Below are 13,314 nucleotides of genomic sequence, written 5' to 3' on the forward strand. Positions count from 1 at the left end.
TACAGGATTATTTATCCCGATGCGCTGGTCAGGATGGCCAATCGCTATCGATATCTACGTTCATAACATCGGCGTTTGATGCTTGGGCCTCGATTGTTTCCTTCAGGGATCGAGCGTGGGCGTGGGTGCTGAAAATGAAGGTCATCATTGCCGCGCTCAAAGCTGAGATGCCCGCACCATCGATCTCAACGTCTTCGTTGTGGTATGAAGTCCAAAAGAACGCGTCAGGCAAAGCCATTCCAGCCGCTACGGCGCTTGCCATACTCGTGACGTTTTGCTGCGCCTGGGCGTCAGCATCCCAGCGCTTGCCGTTCCAAAGAAAGCCGCCCGCAAGTTGCTCGGCCTTCTTGGCTGTCACTTCGTCCTGACGCCTTGCTTTGACGACTTCGACGGGTTGGACCTCGAAGGAGATTTCAGGGCCAGTATAGCGGCCTACGAGCTGGGCCACGTAACGCCCAACGATGTTTGGCACTATGGATAAGCTGCCGCCTTGTGCCTGTGCAATTTGGGCTTCTACGGGCATATTGTTGGTGCCCCGCACCCTGACAGCCGCGTCAGCGGGAAGCTCGTCTAATACTCTGACAGGCGCTTCTGAGGGCATAAAGGGAATGGTAGGGGAAACGACCGTTACCGCTTCGCGCTCCTTGAATTCGCTTTCATCAACCCAATAGCTTTGTGGATCAACATTACCCTCAAGGAAGGCTGTGCCGTCAGTCGCGAGAACATTGAGGTTATCTGCGCCGCATTGAATCTGAGCTAATATCTCTCCTGTCTGTATGTCATATCGAATGAATGTCATTTCTTAAAGCAAACTCCCCAAAATGCTACATTATACCAATAAGGTGCGCCGTCGTTTCCCAGCTTCTGTTGTCTTGCTGTGTAGGTATAGGTTGTGTTGATGTTCGGTGATGGATCAAAGAACGTAGCTGCCATTGTGCGCTTGCCGCTCTGGACCTGAACGTCCGTATGGATTTGGCTCAACACTACTCCGTCAGAACGAATGACGGATAGGTTCAAGTTGTCGTCATCGCCGCCGTCGCGAGCGTAGGTCGCGTTGAGTTGGAGCAGGACTTCGTTGTCGCCGTTGCCCGTGCTGAGCGTAACTCGCGCTGGGTTCACAGAACCGCCAATCGTGTTCCACGTTGTGCTGCTGACGTGGAAGCCATTGAGGTTGGCGAAGAAACCGCCAAAATCGTAGGTCGCCTTGTTCTCGAACTTGTCACCCGCGATGGTAAGGTTCTGAATGTTGGCATTGGTGATTTCCGCATTGGCAATCACGGCCTGCTTGATCCTGACTTGACCTGAAACGACTTCGAAAACAGGTTGAGCGCCATTGGGATGGGCAATCAGGAAGCGATCTGCCATCACGGCAAACTCACTGTTACCATTAGGATCGCTGGCAAGGCCAAAGCCTGACACGCGGCCATTGTTGTTGATACGCAGGGTGTATTGAGCACTCAGGCCATTAATGGCGCTGCCCTGTGCGGTCATCGTCTGCTGGATGGAAACGAACTGGCCGTCATAGCCTGCGGTAATCTGGTCGATGCGCTGGCCTAAGGCGCTGTCAGCATTCGCTCGGGTAGTTTGCTCGCTGTTTAAGGCCGCGACCCAGCCGCTATCGCCGAATTGCGCACTGAGTTGGTCAATGCGCTGGGACAATGCCCCGTCCGCGTTGGAATATGCCGTAGTGATGCTCTGTGTGGCCGCCGTAATCTTACCGTCAATGTCGCTGTTCCATACTGCGGACTGGTCCGTGATGCGTTGCGACAGGGCGCTGTCAGCGTTCACGAGGTTCTGTATCTGGTCGTTGAACTGCGCTTCGTTGTTATCAATGCGGCTCGCAAGTTGCGTGTTCATCGCCGTTAGGGCTTCGTCAGCGTTCGCTCTAGCAATCAATTCCTGCGATATGGCCGTCTCGGCATCGCCAACCCGAGCACCAAGCAAAGTCAGACTTTGGCTAAGGGCTTCGTCCTCATTAGCTCGTGTAATCTGCTCTTCCGTGAGGATGCTCTCGGCGTCACCGACACGAGTTTCCAACGCAAGAAAGCGTGAGGCAACGAGGGTGCCATCCTCTTCAATGGAGGTTTTCAGTTCCTCAATCGCACGGTGATTGATGTTAGAGTAGGCGTTAGACACTTTGAGGAATGCAGTGCTTTGTTTGACCTGCAATGCATTCAAATGCTCAATCTGCTCGTGTAAGACTGGCAGGAGCATACTCTCCTGAGAGAGTGTATGAATTTCTATCGTTGCTTCGTTGAGTAAGTCAGTCCCGAAAGCATCATATGCAGCGTAGGTCACATAATAATCTGTGTCCGGCTGCATCTGCAGTTGAACGATGTTGTTCGGCCCGATGTATTTGGAAGTGACCTGATCCTTACGAACAGGTGTCTGGGTGTCAGCCCAAACGCAGAAGCCTGCCCAATCCGTGTCATCTGGCTTGGTGAAGCTGAACTGCACCATATCATAGCCATTGTAATACATCATTGGCGGAACGTCTGGTGTTGGGTTGAGAGCATCAACCTCAAGCTCTGCTGACCAGTTGCCTGCGCCGTCTTGGGTGGCCAGATAGATTTTTGGAGAGCGAGTTAGGCCAGCATCAAGATTTTCCTGAAACGTGAGAACGTCCTTATAGCCGCGCATTCCGTCACCGTTGGTGTATTGCGCAGCGTTCTCGGCATTGATGAAGTGGACCACGGTATCGTTGGCACATTCATACCTGACGCGGTATTGAAACTCGCGTCCGTTCGCTGGGTTCTCTTCAAATCTGACTGTTAAATCTGCACCTGTAAATTCTACGCTTGCCACTACTGATTAAGCCCCACGAATATAGGCGGTAGCAAAGTGCCTTCTTCGCCTGCTCCGTAGGAAAACTCGTGCGTTAGAAGTGCTGCTTCACCTGACCTGTTTAAGATATTTATCGCTCTTACTGAGAACGTGTAGGTTCCGGGCTGGGCATCATCCAAAGTGCAAAAGGTGTTGTGTCCTTGGTATATGCGCTCCCAAGCGCTGGTGAATGGGCGTAGGACTTCAACAACGTAGCCATTGATGGGAGTTATCTGGCCGACATTCTCGCCAACTGGAAGAACGTTCACAGCATCCCAAGAGAGGTTAATCTCGTGATGAATGCCTGTTAGATCATCAATCCAGCTATTGTTGCTTGCCTTCAATCCAGTCGGTTTCGGGATGGCTGTTGGTATCTGTGACCAAGGAATGTCCGCAACAGGGACGTTGTCGTCCAGCCAAGCATATTTGCCTTCAATGTGAAGCTGCGCCGTCACGGTGTATTGCGACGGACCATTTTCCTTGATGTCGATGATACGGAATGTGCGCGGCTGGATTGCCTCACTGCCAACCTCAACGATGCTGATTGGCGTTCCTGCTTCAAGGTCCGTTGTGTCGAACGGCACTTGGTTAGTGATCGTGTCAATGGACTGAACCAGAACAGGGCGCACGGTCATTGCGTTGTCGCCAATGTAGATGCGGGCATTGTAGCTGGTGTTCGCCTTCAATGTGATGGCGTTGTCCATCTTCGCGTGGGTCGGCGTAACCTCAAGAACACGCCCTGTGGGGGCCAAACCTGAGACGTTCCAGTCGTGGACCTCAATCAATTGGCCTGGCGCATAGGCTGCGCCTGCCAACATCGTGTCAAACTCGACGGTTTCGTGTTCGTTCTGGCTGATGAAGGTGAGGATACGAGCGTAGTCGTATGCCTCCTGCTTGTTGGTGCAGCCAATCTTGTAGACCCTGTTGGAGACTACACCGTTGTTGGACAGTCCAAGGGCGCGATTGGTGGCAATTGCCGCGTCATCGCGGTAGATGACCAAGGCCTTTCTGCCGTAGTCATCCATATTGTCGTATTCAACGATGGTTTCGTTGACACGTTCTTGAATGTTCGTGCTTTTGTAGCGGAACAGGCCGTCCTTGATGACCGCGTTGTTGACGAAGTGGTCAACGGCACTTTGTGGGCGATCTTGCGCTAAGATGATTTGCGAGCCGGCGTGATGTGGCCAAGCACGGAATGTCTGTGCCAACTCCTTGAGAGCGGACCAACCTTCCTTTTCGTCCACGAATTGCTTGTTGAGCGTGAAGCGTGGACGGCCATTTACGTCCTGATCGCAATACTGCGCCGCCTGATAGAGTGAGATTGGGCTGAAAAACGTCTCTGGTAGGCCGCAGGCCATCGCGACGTTGGTTGCAAGTTCATACCAGTGCCAGACTGGATTTTTGGTGACTGCGTAACTCCAAGCGCCAGACCAAGCGCCTGTATATGTGCGGGTTACAGGATTGTAGTTGTCAGGGACGCGGACCTTCTGCCCACGGCAGATGAGAGCAATCTCAGGCCACGAGTTTGCATCGAACTGCGCGAGGTCGATCGCTGCGCCAAACAGGGCTGTTGGAACTTCGCCGCCGCTACCATCATAGGCAAGCTCACGGTCTTGGATTTCTACCCAACCACGGAATGCGGTGTCGTTCTGTAGCTTGTCGTCGGTGCTGTCTGGCGTGATGCGATAAACGCGGAACATCCAGCCCTGAGCATCGTCTTTGTAGCCCTCAGGAGCCGCCAACTCATATTCGCGGTCGAAAGGATCGCTGCTCTTTTCCTGAATGCGCCAAGTGCCAGCAGGCGTCCAAACTGTGTCGTTGACGCGCTTGACCTCAGCACCAACAGAGCAGTCCGTTGTCTTCTGGTTTCCCTTCTTGGTGGTGCGTAGGAGCGCATTGTAGCGAATGCGTATCTTGACGCGGTTGACCTGATTGTCAGTGACGGAGTTGGTCACATAGACCTGTGAGCCGCCCGAATTGAGCTTGGTTAGATCAACGCTCGCATCAAAGACGCTGGTAACGCCCGGTGTGATCGGTGAAGCTGTCTGGCCTTCGATGCCTCGTCGCTCGGTCCAGCTAAATCCCTTGTAGTTGCGCGCGCCTGTGCCACGGTCACGAAGCGGCACCTCGTTGACGAGGATATTCTTCTCTTTTTCCTCCCACGTCGAACCTACGATGCCGCCAGTTTCCCCAGCGCCATATGCGGCAAGGATACGTAATGTCGCATCTGAGAAGGTGGTGTTTGCGATGGTCTTGCCACCACCCTTTTCGCCTTGGACGACCTCAGCAATGTAACCGCCTTCGCTTGGATCATAGACGGAAGTGCCGTCGTTGTTGGAAACGCCAGTGGTCGCGTCAATGAGCGCGCCTGATTTTCGCTCCATCAGTCCGCGAAAGCCGCTGCTGCCAGCACCGCCACCTGAGTTGGTAATGTCTACGTCTGTCTCAATGACGTTGAAGCCGCAGAGCACTTCATCGCCTGCTACGTATGGAAGAACGACGCCTTCCTCGTTCGTGTTGAGGCCGTTCTCGTAGAGCGCCGATTTGCGCTTATCGTTCTTGGTCTGCGTTGGTGGAAACAGCAGGCTCATAAGCAAGCTGATGCCGATGCTAACTGCCGTTGAAACAAGGGCAGTGATGAGCATTGCACTGGTGATTTCGTGGCCGCTGACAAACGGTGCGATGTGGATCACGGCTCCATCTGGAACGAACCACTCGTGCAGTTGCTCACGGCTCAAGCTGCTGGATTTTGCCAGCGTTGGACCGACACGCACCATTGCGGGCGTTATGTCCAACTGCTGTTTGATTGGGTAATACTGCTCAAGGAAATCAAAAACGTCCTTGATGCGATTGACGTAGAACGTCTTTGGTTTTTTGTGCCCTTTGGGCATTCTGTCTTTGAATGCGCCGTGTAGTTGAACTTTAATCTGCATCCATAAGTTTCTCCGAATGTCTCCAAAAGCTCACTGCCCATCGTTGAAGCAGAAGCTCTTCATTGGTCATTATCCAGTGCTCACTCAGCTTCATATTTGGCTGGTGAAGGTAGGTTGATTGCCCCAAGTAGATTGCGCAGTGGTTCGCGGTTGCACTGCGCCAGTGCATCAGTGCTAAGTCACCATATTGGCGCTCGTGTCGCTGGATGCGTTTGAACCCCAAGCGCTGAGGCCAGTATGCGAATGGATCGTGGCCGCGTGGGTGTAGGTGATGCGGTCCCGGCTCTCTCACGCGCGGAATGGGATCTATCTTTACGCCGTGCTGGGCATACCAATCCGTGCAGAGCGTCCAGCAATCACGGATGCCCCAAAGGAACGTTCTGCCAAGCAATTCGCCCTGATAGGCATCTGGACCCCATATTTCTGGGTATGAGGCGCTGTAGACGCTGACAGGGCAGGTATCTGGGTTGCCACGCACTGCGACAATGCCCCAATTCCATCCAGTCGCAATCTGGCTCTCTGTGTCGCGGTCGCTTGGCTCAGCGCTACCGTTGGGGTGGCTGTGTAGGAATAACCGCGGTTTGCGCTTGAGCAATCTCGCTTGGTCCTCGATGGACAGCTTGAACTCGTAAGCTGCATCCGTTCCCTCGGCGATGTTTGGAATCTCTTCCCAAGTGCTGTCATCCCAGATGGCAACGACTGCTTCACGAGGGTATGCTTTGAGGAAGATTGGCTTAATGGCTTCCCATTGTGCGTCAGTGATCAAGTGCTTCATCACATATTTAGCGAAGCAACTGTGATCCTAACCCTGGGTAATGCTCTCTCGTCATTTTGAAACGAGGTATCTTAGCGACTTGAAAGTCTATGTGCGTCGCAAGTTCCAAGCTCAATGATCGGCCATTGCCAGATACAGAATTTAACAGGTAACGGGCTTCGCTGAACGCCGCATAGGGGTTTTGGGCTACAACGTCCTGATAGAGAGCCTGATAGCGAGTTACAGGTGCGCCCGATGCAAGGTTGAGAAGGCGCAGCGTGACATAGAGTTGTCCGTTTACGTCTGGAACATCGACAGTAGGGCGAACGAGGTTTTCGCCGCCATCTTGCCAGCCCGAGGAAACGAAGGGCACAGGCACCCATTGCTGACTATCCCAAGTGACATAGCCTTGCTCTGGCGTGTCGCCTTCAAAGGTGCTGCTGTTGCAGAAAAAATAGGGCTGCTCGCCAAAGGCCGTCAGGTCGATTTTCAGGAACTCAACGAGCTGGTCCGCAGTGGTCTTATGCAATCGGCTCATACAACATCAAACCCGACTGCTAATGTGACTTTATCTCTCCCATCTTCGCGTTCTTGCAAGGAAAAGCTGTCTGTTGGGCGTAGCTTAATCTCTCCGCGTATGTTGCAGGTGTAGGTGAAAACCTCGTTGAAGAATCCAGCCTTGAATTGGTTCAAAAGGGCGAGGGCATCTGCCTTTGGCAATACCCAAAGCAACGTTGCGCTCTCAGTCCAAGGTCTGATGCCGACGGTTGAACTCATCTTCAATGAGCCTGTTTCCATCGTGATCTTTTTGACCGAACCTTGCCAATCAATCGGTGTAATCAAATATCCCTGATGCGGTAATGCTGTCATCCAATACGCTTGCTCCTATCCATTTCTCGTCTGACTTCTGCGCGAATGTCTCGCTTGTAGGCGTCCAACTGACTCTTCATCTGCTGCAATGTGTTGTCGTTCGCGCTGCCGTAGATATTTATGTTGGTGCCGCCGATGCTGAGGCCGTTGCCGCCCATATTGGCCATATCGCGGTTGCTGATGATACGGCCTGCGGTGTTGGGGACGAAAAGCTCGCGTCCACGTTCGCCAACCATATATGCTGTGCCTGCATCGACTGAGCCGCCGCCAGCGCGGAAACCGCCAAAGCCAAGGGCGCTTGTGATCGCGCCAGTGAGCAAACCGCCAATGCCGCCGCTGTTCAATTCCTTCATCTTGTCGCCCAAAATGATCGACTGAATGATGGCCTTGGCAATGTTCTGCAGGAAGCTCTGGAAGAAGGACTTCATTGCGCGGTCTGGATCATCCCAGAGGTCGCTTAAGATGCCCTGCAACTGGTCAGCTTGCTCAAGCTGTGTGGTGATGCTGACATTCTCAAGCTGGGCCTTTTCCAAGGCGTCGATGCGTTCAATGCGCTTCTGGATTTCGTCGTTCGATGCACCCGAAGCTAAAGCCTCATCGCGGAGTGCCTGAGAGCGTTGTTGGATTTGAGCAATGTCGCGTTCTTGCTGGGCTTGCTGTGGATTGACCTTATCAAGCAGAGCCAGCTTTGTGTCCTGCTCTTGTAAACCAATGCTCTTGTCTAACTGCTTGAGCTTTTCGACGGCCTTAAGCGCTTCCATCTGACGATAGATTGCGCGGGTCTTATCGTCGAATGCCTTAATCTCAGCAGTGTTGAGGTCTTGGCCGTCTTTGATGCCTGCACGACGACGCGCTTCAACAATGAAGAGGTCTTCCTCGCTGAGGCGCATATCCTTGTATTTTTGGTCAAGGGCAGCGAGTTCGTCCGTCATACCCTTGGATTGCTGGCCAGTCTGTAGGGCTTTGACCAACTTGACTACGGCTGCGGCCTTTTCGTTGGTGAGAGCAATGTCACGTGGGAGGCCCGCGCGAACAAGCGCGTCCCTGATTGCCTTCTCGTCCTCGGTCTCACTGAGTTGGAGGATGCTGTCGTTAAGCTCGCGGATGGTGTCGTTGTATTTCTTGGCAGCGTCCTCAGCTTCCTTCTTGGCCTTCTTGGCCGCGTCGTCTGCCGCCTTCTGCTTCTTGCTGGCGTCTGTTCCTGCGTTGCCGCCGCTTGTAGGTGTCGCGCCGCCAGCAACATCGTCCAAGCTGGCAGTGGTCTTCTTGGTTCTACCTGTCGCACGATCCAGAGCAGCTTGGTTTGCCTTCGCATCCTTGTAGACTCTGGCAGCTTCATCCGCTGTTTCCCTGATCGCCTTTCCAGCAATGCCCATCTGGGCTTGAAGGGCAGCGCCTACGCCATCGAACGCATTGAAATTGCCGCTCAGGAATGATGCAATGCGGGCACCGATTTCCTTGAAGATGCCTGTCACGGACGCAAAAGCGGCCTTGAACAGCTTTGGTATGTTCAATGCTACAGACTTAACGGCACGCAGGATGCCCATAAAAGCCTGTTGCATCGTTTGAGATGATTGGTTGCTGGATAATCCAAGCCAATCCCAAAGCGCACCGAATTTATCGCGAACGAAATCAACAACGGCTTTAACGACTGAGTTGATTAAGCCAAAAGCCTCGCCAATGAGATTGGCTGCTATAGACGCGCCTTCACCTAAGATATTCCAGTAAAGGGCCAGAGTTTCCATTAGAGTGAGGCTATCTTCACCACCTTTGAAAGCGTCAAAGAAGCCAACCACACCTTGGGCTAACTCAACGGCGATGTCGACGATGCCTGAGAAGATTGAGCCAATGGCTTTGATCGCAGGAGTTGCAGCTTGTAGGCCATTGGTGACGCCGTTGACGATATCCGTCATTGCATTCGCGAAATCACCTTCTCCAAGTGATGCGAATGTGAGGAAAATCTGGTCCTTTAAGCTGGACCAAGCGCCTGACAGGGTAGCCGTCTGACGCTCCATTGCGCCCGCGAACTGAGTGTTACCGATGGCTTGAAGGTATTTCTCAATGTCGGCAGCGTTTTTGGAGACGGTAGTGGTGACACCTTGGAACGTGAATTTGACCTTATCGCCCTCAGTCTTGGACTTAATGCCAAATTCCTTGAGGCGCTCGAACTCGCCGGTCGTTGCGTCTGCAACAGCCTCGATCATCTGGCTGAGGTCTTTGCCCATAGCGGCGGCAGTGTTGCCGTAGCTGGTTAGGGCAGCCTCAGACGGAGTGAGGCCAAGCGCCTTGAGTTTGACGAAGCCCTCTACGGCTTGGTCGAGAGAGAAGGGCGTTTCCTGAGCGAACTTTGCCAGTGCATCGAACGCAACGCCTGCCTTCTGAGCATCGCCAACGACTGTTGTAAGGCTGGCCTTGTAGGTCTGCACCTGTGCCGCAGCATTGAGTGCCGCAACTCCCACACCGGCAATTGCCGCGCCAACAAGGAGAGGGCCACTTGCAAGGGCACCAGATCCCAACGACGCGATGGAACCCCCAAGGGGTGTCATACTGGCAGCAGCTTGAACGGCGTTTCCACGCAACGTCGCCAATGAGCCGCTAACGTCCCTAACTGGACCTGGCTTTATCTGATCGAGCGGGTTGCGGATTTTCTGAGCACGAATCTGCTCAAGCTCACGGCGCAGACGAGCCAATTCCGCCTGTGCTTCGCGGGCATCCTCAGGAAGCGAACCAAGGGGATCGCTGGGAGCCTTTACGCCAGTGATGGATTGAAGCGCCTGACGGGTGCCGTTTAGCGCGTTGGTGGATTTCTGAGCCTCAGCGGGCAGACTGCCAACGAGAGCGTTTCTAACCTTGACGTTATTAATGCTACCAAGAGCATTCCTGATGGTGCGGGAGGCAGTGCTTGCCTTGCTCTCGGCGCTCTCAGCCGCTGAAATGAATAGGTTTAGCTGTTGGATGGCACCTGAGGCGCTACCATCCAGATTAAATTCAAGATTCTCGTCTGCCACGTATAAGCCGCGCTCCTTTTTCTTTTATTTATGGATGCGCGTTGTCTGGAACCCCTTCCGCTAACTGCTTGTCCAGTTTGCTCAATGCAGCATCAAGCTCGGACAAATCATCGAATTCAACGATGCCTGATTGCTCTCTTTCGACTTCCTCCATAATCTCAAGTTTGTTGATGATGATTAGGAGGTATTCAGGAACAGTCATTTCCCAAATGTCGCCGGGAGGTATGCCCCACTCAATCAGGCTCGCGTAAGCGATATCACTGCCTGATGTTAGCTTGCTTTTGCGACTACCTTTTTTTTAGTTTTCTTCTCAGTCTCGGCAAGCAAGGCCTCATACTCTACGCCCATAATGGTGCAGATGGCTTCTTGAAGCTCTTTTAGGGTCGTTTCATTGAGGTCGTCTGCGCCTTTCAACCAACCCATTATTGCGTCTCGATCCATTTGGTCGGCGAGGGATTTCTTTGGTTCTGCGGCGTCGTAGAAATCGATCATAAAACTGTAGAGGATTTCGACTGGTGCTGTCATCGAGTTGGCATTTAAGGCAGCGTAATAGAGCGGATTGTCTGTGCCTGTAGCTGCTTCAAACTTCTTGAGATTGATGAAGTTCGATTGTAGTTTGATGGTGTAGGTCTTGCCTGTCTCTTTGTCTGTTAATGAGAACGTAGCAGTCCCAATTCTATCTTTGAACATAAGTGAGAAGTTCCTTTGAGTTTTGGGCGGCGAAGAGGAATTCCAGTGCCGCCCATTCTCACTTATTTATAATTATGCTGCTGGTTCGTATGCTCTTGCAGGCAAGTTACGAGTGAAGATACCTGAGCTTTCAAGGGTGAAGGTGAATTCAACCAAGCCTGTTGCAGATGCTTTTTCTTCTGTTTCTGAAACGAGGAAGTTGCCTTCGATGTAGACCTTGTCAGTTGCATCTGTTGCGGCTGCGAGATTTGCTTCTGAACGACCGCTAACGTCACGAACTTGGAAGCCAATTGTGGTTCCGTCAGCAGCGATGAGCGCAGCGTGGCCAGCGTCGTTTTCGACGACAGTTTCAGCGGTGCCTTTGATGGTCATCTGACGCGGGCCAGCGTCAACGACGTTACCATAGGATTTGGTGTTATATGTTTCGTTATCTGATTTCAACGAGATGGTGATTTCGTTTTCAGTGCCGATCATCTTGTAGTCATCATCGGTGTATGGAACTGTATCAGCATCTTCTCGTTCGATCAAAATGAATAACTTTAGGTTCTTACCCTTAAAAAGAGCCATTTCTGGAATCCTCCAATATATTGTTTTGATTATTTATGGAGGAATTGTGTTGCCCCTTAGATTAGGAGTTGATGTAGAACCTGATGGGATAGATAGATCGGTTGTTTCCTCGCTCGGGTGATGGTCTGTGAATGAACCCGTTGGTTTCGATGATGAGGGTGCTGTCGAGGATCGCGAGAAAGCGCTTGCTTAGCTTGATAAACTCAAAGCTAAGGTCATCTGACCATAGGTTAATGTTAGCCCTCCAAGAACCAATCTTGTCGTCGAGGCAGTAAACTCCATCCAATGTGATACAGGGCAGAAGCGGCTTGCCGCTGTCATCGACAGGGGGAATGCCCAGATGGAAGGAGGCTCCTACCGCTTTGACCTCTGGGTCAGCGAGGATGGTATCTGTAATGGTCGTGATGAACTCGTCTAACGTCATAGGAACTCCTTGAGCTTGGCGCGCACTCTCGCCAGCAGCTTGCGGCGCATCTTCTGGATGGCTGGTGCAATTGTGGGACGCGCAGGCATATTGATCGTGCCTTCCTCGACTTCCGTTGAGTGAGGTGCGCTGGCGTAAATACGGATTTGATTTGGATTGACGGCACCGCCGATACCGTCACGAAATTCGCCCGTATCAACAGGGGCGATTGATTGAGCGTAGGGCACAACGTCTTGGTCCACCCAATCCTGAGCAGCACCAAGAAAGGCGTCTCGCTCCATCGCCCGCTTGATGTCCTTCGCACGGCGAATGAGGACGTTTATCCCCCTGATGCTCATACAACGGTCGCCTCCTGTAAGAGCGCGCCGCGAGAACCTGCCTCATAGGTGTTTGATGCTGTCACCTTCCAAGTGGCGTTGCCGATCTTGATGGTGGCGCCGACGATGGAGCGATCCAACACAGGGAGATAAATGCGCTTCTCGTATGAAGGGGCACCAGACTGTGTGGCAACGCGAACGGTCGCCTCGTAGGCAAAGGTATCAGTGTAGCTGGGTTTGGGTGCTTTTTTGCCCAAGTCTGTGGTGGCTTGCCACGTGATCCTTGCTGGCTTGCTGTTGAGCTTGATCGCCCTTTCTATCGTTCGCTGGAGGCTCATACTCAGGCCCCCACGATTGGCTGTCCAACGAACACGCCGTATTGCGCGGTGCGCTTGAGAATGTCGGCTGCCTCGCGGATTGCGTTGACGTATGCGATCTTCAAGCCGCCCGGCAATTGTAGGCCCTGACTGTCGCCCTGTGTGTCTGAAATCAGGTTCAAGCCCTGCTTGCGCAGCACGGCGATAAGAGCCTGCGCCTCCTTTATCTCAAGGGGAACAACATCGTCGGGGATGGTTGGCGCAGCACTGGAACCTGAGAGATACTGAGCTTTGTAGAGCAGGACTTCACTGTCTGATGCATTCAAGTCCCAGGTTGCATCGTAACCGCGCTTGTAGCCCGGTTTGACGACTTCCTTGCGCGGCCAAGCGAGATTTTGCTCAACCGTCGCTGGCTTGCCTGTCCACGAGAATAGCTGATCCAGATCGCGGGCAGCTTCGATCAGGTATACATCATCAGTTTCGTCCGTGGCCAACTGAGTGCCCTTGGCCATAAAGCTGGCGTGGACATTGAGCAGAATGGCGTTTGCCTCTGCGATAGTGATGTATGAATTTTGGTTAGTTCCCGTGGTTTCGATAGGCATCCCCGCGCG

General features: G+C 52.9%; 14 protein-coding genes. All 14 read right to left on the reverse strand.

From position 1 onward, the window contains the following. Positions 1-28 precede the first annotated feature (28 nt). Positions 29-799 carry a DUF4376 domain-containing protein gene (locus tag J3474_RS00115; RefSeq protein ID WP_207092689.1) on the reverse strand — a complete coding sequence of 257 codons (771 nt, stop codon included), beginning with the start codon at positions 797-799 and terminating at the stop codon, positions 29-31. Then, the gene (locus J3474_RS00120) at positions 796-2,805 is read right to left on the reverse strand and encodes a DUF1983 domain-containing protein (protein ID WP_207092690.1); all 2,010 of its coding nucleotides are present in this window, start codon (positions 2,803-2,805) and stop codon (positions 796-798) included. Before J3474_RS00120 ends, J3474_RS00115 begins: the two co-directional genes overlap by 4 nt. Beyond that, on the reverse strand, positions 2,805-5,756 hold the full coding sequence (locus J3474_RS00125; RefSeq protein ID WP_207092691.1) for a phage tail protein: 2,952 nt from the start codon (positions 5,754-5,756) through the stop codon (positions 2,805-2,807). Before J3474_RS00125 ends, J3474_RS00120 begins: the two co-directional genes overlap by 1 nt. Beyond that, positions 5,746-6,531: an NlpC/P60 family protein gene (locus tag J3474_RS00130; RefSeq protein ID WP_207092692.1), complete on the reverse strand. Its 786-nt coding sequence runs from the start codon at positions 6,529-6,531 to the stop codon at positions 5,746-5,748. Before J3474_RS00130 ends, J3474_RS00125 begins: the two co-directional genes overlap by 11 nt. 7 nt (positions 6,532-6,538) lie before the next feature. Then, positions 6,539-7,048, reverse strand: coding sequence for a hypothetical protein (locus J3474_RS00135; protein ID WP_207092693.1), 510 nt, complete (start codon positions 7,046-7,048; stop codon positions 6,539-6,541). Further along, the gene (locus tag J3474_RS00140; RefSeq protein WP_207092694.1) at positions 7,045-7,380 is read right to left on the reverse strand and encodes a hypothetical protein; all 336 of its coding nucleotides are present in this window, start codon (positions 7,378-7,380) and stop codon (positions 7,045-7,047) included. Before J3474_RS00140 ends, J3474_RS00135 begins: the two co-directional genes overlap by 4 nt. Continuing rightward, positions 7,377-10,388, reverse strand: coding sequence for a tape measure protein (locus tag J3474_RS00145; RefSeq protein ID WP_207092695.1), 3,012 nt, complete (start codon positions 10,386-10,388; stop codon positions 7,377-7,379). Before J3474_RS00145 ends, J3474_RS00140 begins: the two co-directional genes overlap by 4 nt. Before the next feature lie 28 nt (positions 10,389-10,416). Further along, positions 10,417-10,590 (reverse strand): hypothetical protein, encoded by a 174-nt coding sequence (locus J3474_RS00150; protein ID WP_207092696.1) that lies wholly within the window; start codon positions 10,588-10,590, stop codon positions 10,417-10,419. A gap of 68 nt (positions 10,591-10,658) precedes the next feature. Then, positions 10,659-11,078, reverse strand: coding sequence for a hypothetical protein (locus tag J3474_RS00155; protein ID WP_207092697.1), 420 nt, complete (start codon positions 11,076-11,078; stop codon positions 10,659-10,661). 72 nt (positions 11,079-11,150) lie between these two features. Continuing rightward, positions 11,151-11,645, reverse strand: coding sequence for a hypothetical protein (locus tag J3474_RS00160; RefSeq protein WP_207092698.1), 495 nt, complete (start codon positions 11,643-11,645; stop codon positions 11,151-11,153). 61 nt (positions 11,646-11,706) lie between these two features. Continuing rightward, entirely contained in the window at positions 11,707-12,069 is a 363-nt protein-coding gene (locus J3474_RS00165) for a hypothetical protein (protein ID WP_207092699.1), read from the reverse strand. Continuing rightward, positions 12,066-12,407: an HK97 gp10 family phage protein gene (locus J3474_RS00170; RefSeq protein ID WP_207092700.1), complete on the reverse strand. Its 342-nt coding sequence runs from the start codon at positions 12,405-12,407 to the stop codon at positions 12,066-12,068. Before J3474_RS00170 ends, J3474_RS00165 begins: the two co-directional genes overlap by 4 nt. Then, a complete protein-coding gene (locus J3474_RS00175; RefSeq protein WP_207092701.1) occupies positions 12,404-12,724 on the reverse strand; it encodes a hypothetical protein in 321 nt (106 codons plus the stop codon). Before J3474_RS00175 ends, J3474_RS00170 begins: the two co-directional genes overlap by 4 nt. A gap of 2 nt (positions 12,725-12,726) precedes the next feature. Then, entirely contained in the window at positions 12,727-13,305 is a 579-nt protein-coding gene (locus J3474_RS00180) for a DnaT-like ssDNA-binding protein (RefSeq protein ID WP_207092702.1), read from the reverse strand. Positions 13,306-13,314: the final 9 nt, after the last annotated feature.

Source organism: Novosphingobium sp. PY1 (genome assembly GCF_017312445.1).
GTDB lineage: Bacteria > Pseudomonadota > Alphaproteobacteria > Sphingomonadales > Sphingomonadaceae > Novosphingobium.